Origin of the sequence: Citrobacter sp. RHBSTW-00029 (assembly GCF_014104295.1) — a bacterium.
Taxonomy (GTDB): domain Bacteria; phylum Pseudomonadota; class Gammaproteobacteria; order Enterobacterales; family Enterobacteriaceae; genus Citrobacter; species Citrobacter youngae.
Map to the genome: position 1 here is coordinate 3264641 of NZ_JABXRT010000001.1, position 15694 is coordinate 3280334.

Consider the following 15694-nt stretch of genomic DNA (forward strand, 5'->3'; position numbering starts at 1 on the left):
GACCCCCATCAGGCTTTTTCATCACCGGGCTCGGTGCCGCCGAAACGACGCTCACGATTAGCAAAGGCATGTAGCGCACCTTCAAAGTCTTGTTCATCGAAATCGGGCCAGAGAACATCCGTAAAGTAAAGTTCGGCATAGGCAATTTGCCACAACAAAAAATTACTAATTCGATGCTCTCCCCCAGTCCTTATCACTAAATCCACAGGAGCCAGCTCATGCATACACACTTGCTGACCAAGCATCTCTTCATCAATTTGCTCTGGACGCAACAGACCTTCCTGCACCTGTTGTGCCAGTTGCCTGACGCCCTGGACAATATCCCACCGTCCACCGTAATTCGCGGCAATATTCAGCGTTAACCCAGTATTCTGGGCGGTAAGCGCTTCCGACTTGCGAATCCGTTCTTGCAAACGTGTGTTAAATCGACTGATATCCCCAATAATACGCAGGCGCACGTTATGGCGGTGCAGGTTTTTCACTTCGCTATCAAGTGCCCACACAAACAATTCCATTAACGCACTGACTTCCTGCGCTGGTCGGTTCCAGTTCTCACTGCTAAAGGCATACAGCGTTAACGCATCAATACCGTTATTGGCAGCAAAAGAGACAGCCCGGCGGACGGATTTTGCTCCGGCCTTATGCCCGAAGGCGCGGATCTTCCCTTGCTTTTTCGCCCAGCGGCCATTGCCATCCATAATAATTGCGACATGGCGACAACCATGTGCTGGCAAGTTCTCGCTTAATGGTTTAGTTGCAGACAACATAACGCGTTTTTAGTCCCTGAAAGGATTATACGGTACTCAGGAATACTGAAGCCTATCCACAAAAAAGCCGTGTCAAACCACGGCTTACCCGATCGAAAAAAAGCAAATACCTGCGATCAGGTGGCGCAGACTATATCACTGAAGCCCAACGCTAACAAATAGCACGATCCCTCACAGAGGGATTATCATCAGCTTGAGAGTCGTGTCACTTGTTTTGTCGCGACGTCTCTGGCGATGGCATCGACCCTCAGCACATCGTCAACGCTCTGCGGTTCCTGCAAATCCATCCTATCCAGTACGGACAAATTAAGATCGGCGATATCCGTAAATCGAATCTGCTGCGCCAAAAATGCGGCAACGGTAATCTCATTTGCGGCATTCAGCGCAGTTGTCGCAGCCTGTCCTTGCTCAAACGCGTCCATCGCCAGTTTCAGGCACGGATAACGCTGATAATCAGGTGCGGAAAACGTCAACGCACTGAGTTGGCAAAAATCGACAGGCTTAACGCCAGAGCTCACACGTTCCGGCCATGCCATCGTATGGGCGATAGGCGTGCGCATATCAGGCTCACCCAACTGGGCCAGGACGCTACCATCCTGATAACGGACCATAGAGTGAATAACCGACTGTGGATGGATCAGCACTTCCATCTGGCTTGCACTGGCATTAAACAACCAACGCGCTTCAATGTATTCCAGACCTTTATTCATCATGGTGGCGGAATCGACGGAGATTTTTCGTCCCATCGACCAATTCGGATGACGGCATGCCTGATCGGGAGTCATTAGAGCCAGATCGGGCAATGGCGTTTCACGGAAAGGGCCACCAGACCCGGTAAGCAGAACGGACACAACGCCGTTTTGCTCAAGGTCAGCGTATCCCAGATTGTGTTGGATAGGTTGCGGTAAACTCTGAAAAATCGCGTTATGTTCGCTATCTACCGGCAAAAGCTGCGCTTTATGCCGTTTCACGTCGTCCATAAACAGACGCCCGCAGGTTACCAGAGACTCTTTATTCGCCAGCAAAATGTTTTTGCCCGCGCGGATTGCCGCAAGCGTTGGCAACAAACCTGCCGCGCCGACTATCGCCGCCATGACCTGATCGACATCATCCAGCGCGGCCATATCACAGGCTGCCTGCTGCCCGCACATAACCTCGGTGCGACTTCCATGATCCCGCAATGCGGATTTCACCAGCGCTGCACTTTTATCGTCATCCATCACCGCGTAGCGGGGGGAAAACTCAAGACATTGCTCCACCATACGGGCGACATTTTTACCCGCTACCAACGCAGCAACACGAAATTTATCCGGGTTATGGCGTACTACATCGAGCGTACTGCAACCAATAGAGCCGGTTGAGCCCAGGATGGTTAATTGCTTCATGAGACATCCAGAAGAATTGAGACAGGATAAAAAAGCAAAACGCCGCCATCCAGCCTTCTCAGGCCTTCTAAGCGGCGTTTTTAGCGTACAGGCGAATCAGAACTGCATCAGTTCCGCTTCTTTCTCTGCCAGCGCCGCATCAACTTTCTTGATTGCAGCATCGGTCAGTTTCTGTACGTCGTCCTGAGAACGGCGATCGTCATCTTCGCTGATCTCTTTATCTTTCAGCAGCGCTTTCACTTTGTCGTTGGCGTCACGGCGTACGTTACGCACAGCAACACGCGCGCCTTCAGCTTCACCACGTACGATCTTGGTCAGATCTTTACGACGTTCTTCGGTCAGCGGTGGCAGCGGAACGCGGATGTCAGAACCCGCTGAGCTTGGGTTCAGACCGAGGTCAGAAGCCATAATCGCTTTCTCAACAGCCGGACCCATAGAACGGTCAAACACGTTGATTTTCAGGGTACGGGAATCTTCAACCGTTACGCTTGCCAGCTGGCGCAGCGGAGTCGGCGTGCCGTAATATTCTACGATAATGCCATCCAGCAGGCTGGGAGAAGCACGACCCGTGCGAATTTTGCTGATTTGATTTTTGAATGCTTCGACGCATTTGTCCATGCGTACTTCAGCATCTTTTCTGATATCGTTGATCACGTTACGAATCCTTGAAAGCTTGTTTCAGTCAGACCATACCCACCACGCAAGATGTGACAAGTATAGTCTTGATTAATTTTGAGGGACGTATCCCGCGACATTAAAGCGGAATATTACCTGCATTTAGCCGCAACGGGAATTATTCCGTGATTAACGTGCCTTCTTTTTCACCCATCACAACGCGGCGCAACGCACCCGGTTTGTTCATGTTGAAGACACGAATCGGTAATTTGTGGTCACGAGCCAGCGTGAACGCAGCCAGATCCATCACTTTCAGTTCTTTATCCAGTACTTCAGCATAGGTCAACTGTTCGTACATGGTTGCTGTTGGATCTTTAGCTGGATCGGCGGTAAACACACCATCAACTTTAGTGGCTTTCAGAACCACATCCGCTTCAATTTCAATACCACGCAGGCAGGCTGCGGAGTCAGTGGTGAAGAACGGGTTGCCTGTACCAGCGGACAAAATAACCACGCGGTTGTTACGCAACAGGCTGATCGCTTCCGCCCAGCTGTAGTTATCACACACGCCGTTCAGAGGGATAGCGGACATCAGGCGAGCGTTCACATAGGCGCGGTGAAGCGCATCGCGCATCGCCAGACCGTTCATTACGGTGGCTAACATGCCCATGTGGTCGCCCACGACGCGGTTCATCCCTGCTTTCGCCAGACCAGCACCACGGAACAGGTTACCACCACCGATCACTACGCCAACCTGGATTCCCAGCTCGACCAGCTCTTTGATTTCCTGAGCCATACGGTCAAGTATGCTTGCATCAATACCGAAGCCCTCTGAACCTTGCAGAGCTTCGCCACTTAACTTAAGCAGAATACGTTTGTAGACGGGTTTTGCATTGGTAGCCATGTTTCTTTCCTGAGACTGTCAACGAATGAGATGAGTTAATTCCAGCGACATTGTATGTCGCTTTTCAGCCCTGCCACTATAGCGCTTAGCTGAATTTACAAGTCGGGCGCAAAAAGAAGCCGCCCTCAGGCGGCTCCTTTTAAAATTAAGACTGCTTGGACATCGCAGCAACTTCTGCTGCAAAGTCAGTCTCAACTTTCTCGATGCCTTCACCCACTTCGAAGCGGATGAAACCAGTTACGTCAGCGTTGTGCTCTTTCAGCAGCTGAGCAACAGATTTGCTCGGTTCCATAACGAAAGGCTGACCAGTCAGAGAAACTTCGCCGGTGAATTTCTTCATGCGGCCTTCAACCATTTTCTCTGCGATTTCTTTCGGCTTGCCAGACTGCATCGCGATATCCAGCTGAACCTGGTATTCTTTTTCTACTACTTCAGCAGAAACGTCTTCCGGCTTAACGAATTCTGGTTTGCTTGCAGCAATGTGCATTGCCAGCTGTTTAACCAGTTCTTCATCAGCGCCAGTTGCAGCAACCAGAACACCGATACGCGCACCGTGCTGGTAGCTACCCAGTACTTCGCCTTCCAGGGAAGCCACGCGACGGATGTTGATGTTCTCACCGATTTTAGCAACCAGAGCAACACGTTCTTCTTCGAACTGTGCTTTCAGAACTTCAACGTCAGTGATTTTGCCAGCAACGGCAGCGTCCAGTACTTTGTCAGCAAATGCCTGGAAACCAGCATCTTTAGCAACGAAGTCAGTCTGGCAGTTAACTTCCAGAATGAAAGCGATATTACCGTCGATTTTGGTTTTGATTACGCCGTCAGCAGCAACGTTGCCTGCTTTTTTCGCTGCTTTAATAGCACCGGACTTACGCATGTTTTCGATTGCCAGCTCGATGTCGCCATTAGCTTCAGTCAGTGCTTTTTTGCAATCCATCATGCCTGCGCCAGTACGCTCACGCAGCTCTTTTACCAGGGATGCGGTAATTTCAGCCATTCTAAAATCCTCGGAAGATTTGATCTGCCCGGCATGAAACCGCACAGATTTAAAAGTGAAAAAGGGGGCCATATACAGGCCCCCTAACCAAACGTGATACTACCTGGCCTATATCCGTCATTCTTCAAGCTGCTGGTGCGTTGTTTTCCTTACTCACCCCAGTCACTTACTGACGTAAGCTCCGGGGGATTCGTTGCGTCAACGCCTTCCAGCAACTCGAATTATCTAGGATATATAAGGGGTCGCTCTAACGAGCGTGCCTTATTATTCAGCTTCTACGAAGCTTTCTTCCGCCTGGGAAGCCAGATCCTGAGAACGGCCTTCACGAACGGTAGTAGCTACAGCGCCCAGGTACAGGGTCACAGCACGGATTGCGTCGTCGTTACCCGGGATAACGAAGTCAACACCGTCCGGATCAGAGTTGGTATCAACGATAGCAAATACCGGGATACCCAGGTTGTTTGCTTCTTTGATAGCAATGTGCTCGTGGTCAGCATCGATTACGAACAGAGCGTCCGGCAGGCCGCCCATGTCTTTGATACCGCCCAGGCTGTTTTCCAGTTTCTCAAGCTCACGGGTGCGCATCAGCGCTTCTTTCTTGGTCAGCTTTTCGAAAGTACCGTCCTGAGACTGAGTTTCCAGATCTTTCAGACGTTTGATGGACTGACGAACGGTTTTCCAGTTAGTCAGCATACCGCCCAGCCAGCGATGGTTCACGAAGAACTGGTCGCAGCTGTTAGCAGCGTCTTTCACCGCTTCGCTTGCAGCGCGTTTAGTACCAACGAAAAGGATTTTACCTTTACGAGCAGAGATCTTGTTCAGTTCAGCCAGAGCTTCGTTGAACATCGGTACAGTTTTCTCAAGGTTGATGATGTGAACTTTGTTACGCGCACCGAAGATGAACGGCTTCATTTTCGGGTTCCAGTAACGGGTCTGGTGACCGAAGTGAACACCAGCCTTGAGCATGTCGCGCATGGAAACAGTTGCCATGATTAAAACCTCTATATATAAAAGTTGGGGTTAAGCCTCCACGCATCCCATATTACCGACCCTTAAGGGCACCCCGGAATATGTGTCGATACGTGTGTGTTGTTACACAAAGTGAGATTTGTCGCTCCCGTCCATCGTGTGTAGTCTGCGAATAGAACGGAAGTCCGGCGCGCTTTATACCACAAATACGCCGTCGACACCAATAATTGTTGGTACTGTGTGCTGAATGAACGATGAATTTCGTGTTACAGGAAGGCGGCAAATTTTTGAATCTCCAGGAGCTTACATGTAGTAAGTGACTGGAGTGAAAAAATACAGCCAACGCACCTGTGGCACGAAAGGCGAAGTTTAGAATGATTCTCAATTTGGCAGCATGTATGCGGGACTGATACCATTGGCAGCACTTAAACAATTATTGCCGATATCATCGGCACTGATGGACAGAATTCATGGCTATCTCAATCAAGACCCCTGAAGAAATCGAAAAAATGCGCGTCGCAGGCCGCCTGGCCGCTGATGTACTGGAAATGATCGCACCGTTTGTTAAACCGGGCGTCAGCACCGGCGAGCTGGATCGCATTTGTAACGACTACATCGTGAATGAACAGCAGGCCATTTCCGCATGCCTGGGCTATCACGGTTATCCGAAATCCGTGTGCATCTCTATTAATGAAGTCGTGTGCCACGGGATCCCGGACGATGCCAAGCTCCTGAAAGACGGCGATATCGTCAACATTGACGTCACAGTGATTAAAGACGAATACCACGGCGATACGTCCAAAATGTTTATCGTCGGGAAACCGACCATTCTTGGCGAGCGTCTGTGCCGCGTCACGCAGGAAAGCCTGTACCTGGCGCTGCGCATGGTAAAACCAGGTATTCGCCTGCGTACCCTGGGTGCTGCAATTCAGAAATACGCGGAAGGCGAAGGTTTCTCTGTGGTCCGTGAATACTGCGGTCACGGCATTGGTCGCGGCTTCCATGAAGAACCGCAGGTTCTGCATTACGATGCGGACGACGGCGGTGTGGTACTGCAGCCGGGCATGACCTTCACCGTAGAACCGATGCTGAATGCCGGTGATTACCGTATCCGCACCATGAAAGACGGCTGGACGGTGAAAACCAAAGACCGGAGCTTGTCTGCTCAGTACGAGCATACTATTGTGGTGACGGAAAACGGCTGTGAAATTCTGACGTTACGCACGGATGATACCATCCCGGCGATCATCACACACGGCGAATAATGTTTTGCCTGATGGCGATGCCCCTGCATCTTATCAGGCCTACAAATTGCACCTTTACTCAAAATCATTCGAGTTGCTTCAAGACGGCAAGAGAGTGAATCTCCAGAAGCGTACAAAAGTACGTGACTGGAGTGAACGAGCGCAGCCAACGTAGAAGCAGCTTGAAGGATGAAGAGTAAATCCGTAGGCCGGGTAAGGCGCATTAGCCGCCATCCGGCTTTTTAATGGGTGGCGCATAATGAATACTCTTCCTGAACAGCACGCAAATACTGCCCTCCCCACCCTGCCTGGCCAACCGCAAAACCCAGGGACATGGCCACAGCACGACCTCAACTGCCCCGGCATTAAAGCGCATATCGACGCTTTCCAGCACTGGTTAGGCGAAGCGTTTGACAGCGGGATCTCCGCAGAACAACTCATTGAGGCCCGCACCGAGTTTATTGACCAGTTACTTCAGCGTCTGTGGATTGAAGCCGGTTTCGGTCAGATTGCCGATCTGGCGCTGGTTGCTGTTGGCGGTTACGGACGCGGCGAACTGCATCCCCTTTCCGATATTGACCTACTGATCCTGAGTCGTAAAAAGCTCCCTGACGCACAGGCCGAAAAAGTCGGCGAGCTGTTAACGCTGCTATGGGACGTGAGGCTAGAGGTTGGGCACAGCGTGCGGACGCTGGAAGAGTGTCTGCTGGAGGGGCTATCGGATTTAACCGTCGCCACCAACCTGATTGAAACACGCCTGCTTATCGGCGATGTGGCGCTGTTTCTGGAGCTACAAAAGCATATTTTTAGCGAAGGTTTCTGGCCGTCCGATAAATTTTACGCTGCCAAAGTGGAAGAACAGAATCAACGCCATCAGCGCTATCACGGCACCAGCTACAACCTGGAGCCGGATATCAAAAGCAGTCCTGGTGGACTGCGCGACATCCACACCCTGCAATGGGTCGCCCGCCGTCATTTTGGTGCCACGTCGCTGGATGAGATGGTCGGCTTCGGCTTCCTGACGCTGGCGGAGCGCGCCGAACTGAATGAATGTTTGCATATTCTGTGGCGCATTCGCTTTGCATTGCATCTGATCGTGAACCGTTACGATAATCGTCTGCTGTTTGATCGACAGCTCAGCGTGGCTCAACGCCTCAATTATGGCGGTGAAGGCAATGAGCCGATCGAGCGGATGATGAAAGACTATTTCCGGGTCACGCGACGAGTGAGTGAACTGAACCACATGCTGCTCCAGCTGTTTGACGAGGCGATCCTCGCCATGCCGGCTGATGAAAAACCGCGCCCAATTGATGACGACTTTCAGTTGCGTGGCACATTGATTGACCTGCGCAATGACGACCTGTTTATCCGCGAGCCCGAGGCTATTTTGCGGATGTTTTACATCATGGTACGCAATAGCGCGATCACCGGAATTTACTCCACCACACTGCGTCATTTGCGTCATGCCCGCCGTCATTTAACTCAACCGCTGTGCTACATTCCGGAAGCGCGCTCGCTATTTCTCAGCATGTTGCGCCATCCGGGTGCAGTGAGTCGCGGCCTGTTGCCAATGCATCGCCACAGCGTGTTATGGGCCTATATGCCGCAGTGGTCACACATTGTCGGTCAAATGCAGTTTGACCTGTTTCATGCTTATACGGTGGATGAGCACACCATCCGCGTAATGCTCAAGCTGGAAAGTTTTGCCAGGGAAGAGACTCGCCCGCGCCATCCGCTGTGTGTGGATCTGTGGCCGCGCCTGCGTCAACCGGAACTCATTCTGATTGCTGCGCTGTTCCACGATATCGCCAAAGGACGTGGCGGCGATCACTCTATTCTGGGGGCTCAGGACGTACTCAAGTTCGCCGAATTACACGGACTCAACTCGCGTGAAACAAATCTGGTCATGTGGCTGGTGCGCCAGCATCTGCTAATGTCGGTGACCGCTCAGCGCCGTGATATTCAGGATCCGGAGGTGATCAAGCAATTCGCTGAAGAAGTACAAACGGAACATCGTCTGCGCTTTTTAGTGTGCCTGACCGTCGCAGATATTTGCGCTACTAACGAAACACTGTGGAATAGCTGGAAGCAAAGCCTGTTGCGCGAATTATACTTCGCCACGGAAAAACAGCTGCGTCGTGGGATGCAAAATACACCGGATATGCGCGAGCGTGTGCGCCATCATCAGCTGCAGGCACTGGCGCTACTGCGTATGGACAACATTGATGAAGAAGCGCTGCACCACATCTGGTCGCGCTGTCGCGCCAACTATTTCGTGCGCCACAGCCCAAATCAACTGGCCTGGCATGCGCGTCATCTGCTGCAGCACGATCTCAGTAAACCACTAATTTTACTCAGCCCGCAGGCAACGCGAGGCGGAACGGAGATTTTCATCTGGAGCCCGGACCGCCCTTACCTGTTCGCCGCCGTCTGCGCCGAACTGGACAGACGTAATCTTAGCGTTCACGATGCACAGATTTTCACCACCCGTGATGGCATGGCGATGGATACGTTCATCGTTCTGGAGCCGGACGGCAGTCCGCTGTCGTCAGACAGGCACGAAGCGATCCGTTTTGGACTGGAACAGGCCATCACGCAGCGCAGCTGGCAGCCACCGCAACCACGTCGTCAGCCGGCAAAATTACGCCACTTTACCGTCGATACCGAGGTCACTTTTCTTCCGACCCATACCGACCGTAAATCATTCCTTGAGCTTATCGCTCTCGACCAGCCTGGACTGCTGGCGCGGGTCGGGCAGATTTTTGCCGATCTGGGAATTTCGCTGCATGGCGCCCGAATTACAACTATTGGCGAACGAGTAGAAGATTTATTCATAATCGCCACCGCCGACCGGCGTGCCCTTAATAATGAGCTGCAGCAGGAAGTACATCAACGGTTGACAGAGGCCCTCAATCCAAACGATAAAGGGTAATGTTTTTATTTATTATGGAAAGAGTTTAACAATGCAGCAGTTACAGAACGTTATTGAGTCCGCTTTTGAGCGCCGTGCCGACATTACTCCGGCAAATGTAGATACCGTAACCCGCGAAGCGGTGAATCAGGTTATTGCTTTACTGGATTCCGGTGCACTGCGCGTCGCAGAAAAGATTGAGGGTCAGTGGGTCACGCATCAGTGGCTGAAAAAGGCGGTCCTGCTCTCTTTCCGTATTAACGATAATCAGGTTATCGAGGGTGCGGAAAGCCGTTACTTCGATAAAGTGCCGATGAAATTCGCCAACTACGACGAAGCACGCTTCCAGAAAGAAGGTTTCCGCGTGGTTCCGCCAGCGGCCGTACGCCAGGGTGCGTTTATCGCCCGTAACACCGTGCTGATGCCGTCTTACGTGAACATCGGCGCTTATGTGGATGAAGGTACGATGGTTGATACCTGGGCGACCGTGGGTTCCTGCGCGCAAATTGGTAAAAACGTTCACCTGTCCGGCGGCGTTGGCATCGGTGGCGTACTGGAGCCGTTACAGGCTAACCCGACCATCATCGAAGACAACTGCTTCATCGGCGCACGTTCTGAAGTGGTTGAAGGCGTGATCGTCGAAGAAGGCTCTGTTATCTCTATGGGCGTGTACATTGGTCAGAGCACCCGTATTTACGATCGTGAAACCGGCGAAGTGCATTATGGCCGCGTTCCGGCGGGCTCTGTGGTTGTCTCCGGCAACCTGCCGTCGAAAGATGGCAAATACAGCCTGTACTGCGCGGTGATCGTGAAGAAAGTCGACGCTAAAACGCGTGGCAAAGTGGGTATCAACGAACTGTTACGTACCATCGACTAACAGCAATTTGAAAAAGCGGGCTTAGCCCGCTTTTTTTACATCTGCGAGTGGCATAAACAAGGCTTTTCGTTAATTATTCAATGGTTATAGTGAGCTTAAGGGTACCGCTATGTATGACAATCTGAAAAGTCTGGGCATTACTAATCCTGAAGAGATCGATCGTTACAGCCTGCGGCAAGAAGCCAACAACGATATCCTGAAAATCTATTTCCAAAAGGATAAAGGTGAGTTTTTTGCCAAGAGCGTGAAGTTCAAATATCCCCGTCAGCGTAAAACGGTTGTCGCCGATGGCGTCGGTCAGGGCTACAAAGAAGTGCAGGAGATCAGTCCAAACCTGCGCTATGTGATCGACGAACTGGATCAGATCTGCCAGCGCGATCGCAGTGAAGTCGATCTTAAACGCAAGATCCTCGATGATTTACGTCATCTGGAAAGCGTCGTGACCAACAAGATCAGCGAAATTGAAGCCGATCTGGAAAAACTAACGCGTAAATAACCGCGAGTGAATGTGTTCGTAGGCCGGGTAAGGCGAAGCCGCCCCCCGGCATTTTGCCTGATAAGCGTAGCGCCAACAGGCAAGGAATTAATGCTGCTCATCCAGTTGTAGCGCGACATACAGCAGCAATCGGTCGTCAAAATTCCCTAAATCCAGCCCGGTCAGCTCTGAAATTCGATTCAGGCGATATTCCAGCGTATTACGGTGGATAAACAACGCTTTTGAGGTCGCCAGCGGCTGAACGTTATGCCGAAACCACGCCGCTAAAGTCCGACGCAGCAAGCCGTTGTTATCCATCGCTTTCAGCCGAACCAGCGGACGGGCCAGCTCATTAGCCTGCCAGCCGCCGCGCAGGCTGTCCAGCAGCACTGGCAGCATTAAATCCTGGTAAAAATAGCTGCGGCTTTCCGGCATGCGCTGCTTGCCGACCATCATGGTTGTACGTGCGGTGCGATACGAACGGGCAATGCTGCCCGGCCCGGTAAAATAGTTGCCCAGCGATACGCGAAAGCGTAGTTGTCCGTTCTCTTTCATACGGGCGATCAACTGTTCAACACGCTTGCGATGATCTTCTGCATCCCAGCGGCCAAACTGATTCAGTGCGGGTTTCAGAACTACCATCTCAGTCAGTGAAACAATCGCAATCAGGTTATTTCGTTCTGGTGTCGTCAACGCATTTTGTAATTGCTGTAGTTCAGCCATGGCACTGTCTACACCAAGCTGACCGCTGTCGACCTCCACCACCGCTACCACGCGCGGCTGGTTCAGATCTATACCCAGCCTCTGCGCCCATTCCACCAGCGCCGGGGTGTTTTCTTCAGCCTGAATCAGGTTCATCACCAGTTCTTCGCGCAGACGACTGTCCTGAGCGAGCAGATGCATCAAACGCGACTGCTCCAGCATCATTTCGGCGGTCATACACACCAGTTCACCGTATTTACGCAAATGCTCCGGCTCACCGGTTAAGCCAATAACGCCAACGATTTCGCCTTCGAGCCGCAGCGGCAGGTTTATCCCCTGACGCACGCCGTGCAAATGTCGCGCTACCGCATCATCAATATCGACTACCCGGCCCTGTGAGAGCACCAGCAGTGCCCCTTCGTGCAATTCACCAATACGTTCGCGATCGCCACTGCCGATTATCCGCCCACGGGCATCCATTACGTTGATATTGGTATCAATGATGCGCATGGTTCGCGCCACAATATCCTGCGCCATTTTGGTATCGAGATGCCAGCCAGCCATAAAGCCCTCCTGTGAGCAGTGCTCAAGCATAGGGAAGAAAACAGGCTGCGACATTGTGCAAATGCACAAAGCAGAAGAGAGAAGTATGGAGTTGTGGTAGGTATCACAAAAAGAAACCCCTTCCCTGATATGGGAAGGGGTTCAGAGGGATTATTGCATCAACAGATAGATAGAGCTGTCACCACGCTGAATGTTCAGCGCCAGAACAGCCGGTTTACTGTCGAGAATTTTGCGCAGTTCCGCGATGTTTTTCACCGGTTGCTGGTTAGCACCAATGATGACATCCCCTTTCTTCAGGCCAATCTGTGCCGCTGGCGAATTCGGTTTCACATCGCTTACCACGACACCTTTGTCCTGGCCTTTGTTGCTCATATCCGCACCTTCAATGCCTTTGAAGATAGAGCTGGAATCAACCTGAGTCTGGCTGCTCTGCTGCAGTTCCAGGTTCACCGTTACCGGCTTACCGTCGCGCAGCAGGCCAAGGTTAATTTTGCTACCCACTGGCATGGTGCCGACCTGCGCACGCAGGGCAGCGAAGCTGCTGATTGGTTTACCGTTCAGGGAGGTAATCACGTCCCCAGCTTTGATACCGGCTTTCGCTGCAGAAGAGTTCGGCATAACCTGGCTGACGAATGCCCCACGCTGGGCATCCACTTTCATCGCTTTCGCCAGCTCAGAGCTCAGCTCAGTCCCCATAATACCCAGCTCACCGCGTTTAACCTGGCCGAACTCAACCATCTGCGAAGTCAGGTTTTTCACCATGTTGCTTGGGATAGCAAAACCGATCCCGATGTTGCCACCGTCCGGCGCGAGGATCGCGGTGTTAATCCCGATCAACTCACCATTCAGGTTAACCAGCGCACCGCCAGAGTTACCGCGGTTGATCGCCGCATCCGTCTGGATAAAGTTCTCGTAGTTTTCGGCATTCAGGCCACTACGCCCCAGTGCAGAAACGATACCTGATGTCACCGTTTCACCGAGGCCAAACGGGTTACCAATCGCTACAGTGTAATCACCCACGCGCAGCGCGTCGGAATCTGCCAGCTTAATCGCCGTCAGGTTTTTCGGATCCTGAATTTGGATCAGCGCGATATCGGAGCGTGGATCTTTGCCCACGATCTTCGCGTCAAATTTGCGGCCATCGCTCAACTGAACCTTAATTACCGTAGCGTTATCCACCACGTGGTTGTTGGTCACGACATAACCTTTCGCAGCATCAATAATTACGCCGGAACCCAGCGCCATAAATTTCTGCTGCTGGCCGCCGCCATTACCAGCGCCCGGTGCGCCGCCCTGGCAGAACGGTGAACTCTGGAACGGAGATCCGTCCTGGCAGAACGGTGAATTATCACCAAAGAACTGCTGGAAATTACGCGGCATACGCGGCGTATTCACCGTCGTGCTCCCCTCGACGTTAATACTTACCACCGATGGCATCACTTTTTCGAGCATCGGGGCCAGGCTTGGCATCTGTTGGGCGGTCATTGCTGAAGACGACGTCTCAGCCGCAGTTGCAGACAGGGGGGACAACGCCAAACCTAAACTCAGAGCCAGTGCACTCATTGCTAATGTGGTTTTTTTCATGTGTTTCGTTCTCGATTAACAGGTAACGCAAAATTGCTGTATACGTCAGAGTCGTTTTATAACGCTAAGTTCCAGAATTAAGTTTAAGGAAAAAGTAAAATTTTATTGGCCGTCTTTACAAATGAGTATTTATTGTTCTACGGCCATCAAGCGACGATATTCATCCCAGGCATACAAATCTGTCATCCCGCTGATATAATCCTGGATCAACCGGCAGCGATAATAATATTCCAGAACCGAATACTCGGCACACCCCGTCGATATTTTACTAACCGCCTCAACATACGCAAGACGATGGCGGGTAGACAACTTCTGAAATAAACGGGACTCGATAGGAAAACGTTTTACTCTTTCATTGTCGACCAGTTCAGTAAAATCTGACTGAGACATTTTCAATAACGGTTGATAGATCTCCAGCAACCCGCTGATCACCCGATAGCCCTGTAATTCCAGTTGCTCAACATCCGGATGGCTAAACACATGTTTTACCGCCACATTCTTATAAACGCCCAGTAACTGGCTGAAGCTACTGGCATCTTCTAACAGCGCATGATTAAAGCTACCTTCATAAATCTGCGGCAAATTATCAATAAACCGCTGGGCCGCATACGGAACCAGTTTATTCAGCGTATTGACGCGTAAATACATAAAGAACTGATCTTCGGTGCTGCGGCTTAATGTATTTGAACGTGATTTTTCCCAGGCGTTCTCAACAACCTGACTAAACAGAGAGCCTTTTTCGTGATGCCCCCACGCTTCATGCAGATGGTGATAAAGTTGCTCGACGCTAAAGATTCTTTTCTCAACGGCGTCTTCCAGGTCGGCCACGCAATATGAGATATCATCGGCAGCTTCCATAATCCAGGTTAATGGAAAACGACTGTAAGGTGCTAATGATAATTCTTTACGTAACCGCTCAATATACGGTTCCTCAGAAAGGTAATAACCAGGCTTCTTCATTAAATAGTTGTGCGTCTCGGGTGCACTGCCGCGCCACCATGCCGGACGGGTATATTTTAAAATACCGCCAACCTGCGCCCAGGTAAGGTTCATACGCATCAAAGTATGCACCAGACGAATACCCTGCGCATTGCCTTCAAAATGACACAAGTCCTGGCGCACCTTGCGGCGAATATCATTCAGCGACTCTTCACCTTCACGCAAACGTAATGGCGTCACCTGGCAGCGGTCATCACTCAGGGGCTGACTTTCCGCGTCGGCGGGATACAACCGCTGGCGAAACCAGTCATTAATCGCCGCTTCGCCAAAATGGCCAAACGGAGGATTACCAATGTCATGCATCAGGCAGGACATTTCGACAATACTCTCAAACGGTCCCGTCAGTTCATCCAGACCATACTGCTCCAGCAGCTTTAGCTCTTTCAGTCGGCTGAGGATCTCTTTCGCGATATAGCGCCCAACCTGCTGCACTTCCATCGAGTGCGTCAGGCGCGTACGCACCGCTGCATTACGCTCCAGCGGAAAGACCTGGGTTTTTTGTTGCAGCCGGCGAATAGCCGGAGAATTGATAATACGTCCACGATCGCTTTCAAAAATTCGCAGGATCTCATGCTCCGTCTTCACGCCCTGCGGCGAACGGTAACGGCGATGCCAGTTTATTTTTTTTCGGAAATCGATCTGTACCATATCCTCTCCCGCCTGAGAAATGCGCTACCCCTTAAGCGCATGATAGACTATGC

General features: G+C 51.5%; 13 protein-coding genes. 4 read left to right on the forward strand and 9 right to left on the reverse strand.

Annotation, left to right across the window (positions count from 1 at the left end; all coding sequences use genetic code 11):
* Positions 1-8 precede the first annotated feature (8 nt).
* The 6 genes from ispU to rpsB all read right to left on the reverse strand — a co-directional run bounded on the left by ispU (position 9) and on the right by rpsB (position 5658).
* On the reverse strand, positions 9-767 hold the full coding sequence (ispU, locus tag HV041_RS15985; protein ID WP_040230029.1) for a (2E,6E)-farnesyl-diphosphate-specific ditrans,polycis-undecaprenyl-diphosphate synthase: 759 nt from the start codon (positions 765-767) through the stop codon (positions 9-11).
* A 188-nt stretch (positions 768-955) separates the two neighbouring features.
* Positions 956-2152, reverse strand: a complete 1197-nt coding sequence (gene ispC / locus HV041_RS15990) for a 1-deoxy-D-xylulose-5-phosphate reductoisomerase (protein WP_005132112.1) — start codon at positions 2150-2152, stop codon at positions 956-958.
* 96 nt (positions 2153-2248) lie between these two features.
* Positions 2249-2806 (reverse strand): ribosome recycling factor, encoded by a 558-nt coding sequence (frr, locus tag HV041_RS15995; protein WP_005132113.1) that lies wholly within the window; start codon positions 2804-2806, stop codon positions 2249-2251.
* Between the two features lie 139 nt (positions 2807-2945).
* Entirely contained in the window at positions 2946-3671 is a 726-nt protein-coding gene (gene pyrH, locus HV041_RS16000) for a UMP kinase (protein WP_005132114.1), read from the reverse strand.
* 145 nt (positions 3672-3816) lie between these two features.
* Positions 3817-4668, reverse strand: coding sequence for a translation elongation factor Ts (gene tsf / locus HV041_RS16005; RefSeq protein WP_005132116.1), 852 nt, complete (start codon positions 4666-4668; stop codon positions 3817-3819).
* 264 nt (positions 4669-4932) lie between these two features.
* On the reverse strand, positions 4933-5658 hold the full coding sequence (gene rpsB, locus HV041_RS16010) for a 30S ribosomal protein S2 (RefSeq protein WP_005132117.1): 726 nt from the start codon (positions 5656-5658) through the stop codon (positions 4933-4935).
* Positions 5659-6107: 449 nt separating this feature from the next.
* On the opposite strand from rpsB, the gene map reads away from it, so the two are divergent.
* The 4 genes from map to HV041_RS16030 all read left to right on the forward strand — a co-directional run bounded on the left by map (position 6108) and on the right by HV041_RS16030 (position 11165).
* A complete protein-coding gene (map, locus tag HV041_RS16015; RefSeq protein ID WP_048212648.1) occupies positions 6108-6902 on the forward strand; it encodes a type I methionyl aminopeptidase in 795 nt (264 codons plus the stop codon).
* Between the two features lie 238 nt (positions 6903-7140).
* Positions 7141-9813, forward strand: a complete 2673-nt coding sequence (gene glnD, locus HV041_RS16020; RefSeq protein WP_048212649.1) for a bifunctional uridylyltransferase/uridylyl-removing protein GlnD — start codon at positions 7141-7143, stop codon at positions 9811-9813.
* A 31-nt stretch (positions 9814-9844) separates the two neighbouring features.
* Complete coding sequence (dapD, locus tag HV041_RS16025; protein ID WP_003837532.1) at positions 9845-10669, forward strand: 2,3,4,5-tetrahydropyridine-2,6-dicarboxylate N-succinyltransferase; 825 nt, start codon at positions 9845-9847, stop codon at positions 10667-10669.
* Positions 10670-10778: 109 nt separating this feature from the next.
* Positions 10779-11165, forward strand: coding sequence for a DUF3461 family protein (locus tag HV041_RS16030; protein WP_003018562.1), 387 nt, complete (start codon positions 10779-10781; stop codon positions 11163-11165).
* A gap of 87 nt (positions 11166-11252) precedes the next feature.
* On the opposite strand, the gene cdaR is transcribed toward HV041_RS16030, so the two are convergent.
* The 3 genes from cdaR to dgt form a co-directional block, all read right to left on the reverse strand.
* Positions 11253-12410, reverse strand: coding sequence for a DNA-binding transcriptional regulator CdaR (gene cdaR / locus HV041_RS16035; RefSeq protein ID WP_005132128.1), 1158 nt, complete (start codon positions 12408-12410; stop codon positions 11253-11255).
* Between the two features lie 150 nt (positions 12411-12560).
* Positions 12561-13994, reverse strand: a complete 1434-nt coding sequence (degP, locus tag HV041_RS16040; RefSeq protein WP_121584228.1) for a serine endoprotease DegP — start codon at positions 13992-13994, stop codon at positions 12561-12563.
* A gap of 129 nt (positions 13995-14123) precedes the next feature.
* Positions 14124-15641, reverse strand: coding sequence for a dGTPase (gene dgt, locus HV041_RS16045; protein ID WP_121584227.1), 1518 nt, complete (start codon positions 15639-15641; stop codon positions 14124-14126).
* Between the last annotated feature and the right edge of the window lie 53 nt (positions 15642-15694).

What these genes read in the sequence shown, in the direction of transcription:
- HV041_RS16030 (WP_003018562.1), top strand. Translation starts at nt 10,779, where the DNA reads ATGTATGACAATCTGAAAAGTCTGGGCATTACTAATCCTGAAGAGATC.
- glnD (WP_048212649.1), top strand. Translation starts at nt 7,141, where the DNA reads ATGAATACTCTTCCTGAACAGCACGCAAATACTGCCCTCCCCACCCTG.
- ispU (WP_040230029.1), bottom strand. Translation starts at nt 767, where the DNA reads ATGTTGTCTGCAACTAAACCATTAAGCGAGAACTTGCCAGCACATGGT.
- dapD (WP_003837532.1), top strand. Translation starts at nt 9,845, where the DNA reads ATGCAGCAGTTACAGAACGTTATTGAGTCCGCTTTTGAGCGCCGTGCC.
- map (WP_048212648.1), top strand. Translation starts at nt 6,108, where the DNA reads ATGGCTATCTCAATCAAGACCCCTGAAGAAATCGAAAAAATGCGCGTC.
- degP (WP_121584228.1), bottom strand. Translation starts at nt 13,994, where the DNA reads ATGAAAAAAACCACATTAGCAATGAGTGCACTGGCTCTGAGTTTAGGT.
- ispC (WP_005132112.1), bottom strand. Translation starts at nt 2,152, where the DNA reads ATGAAGCAATTAACCATCCTGGGCTCAACCGGCTCTATTGGTTGCAGT.
- rpsB (WP_005132117.1), bottom strand. Translation starts at nt 5,658, where the DNA reads ATGGCAACTGTTTCCATGCGCGACATGCTCAAGGCTGGTGTTCACTTC.
- tsf (WP_005132116.1), bottom strand. Translation starts at nt 4,668, where the DNA reads ATGGCTGAAATTACCGCATCCCTGGTAAAAGAGCTGCGTGAGCGTACT.
- dgt (WP_121584227.1), bottom strand. Translation starts at nt 15,641, where the DNA reads ATGGTACAGATCGATTTCCGAAAAAAAATAAACTGGCATCGCCGTTAC.
- pyrH (WP_005132114.1), bottom strand. Translation starts at nt 3,671, where the DNA reads ATGGCTACCAATGCAAAACCCGTCTACAAACGTATTCTGCTTAAGTTA.
- cdaR (WP_005132128.1), bottom strand. Translation starts at nt 12,410, where the DNA reads ATGGCTGGCTGGCATCTCGATACCAAAATGGCGCAGGATATTGTGGCG.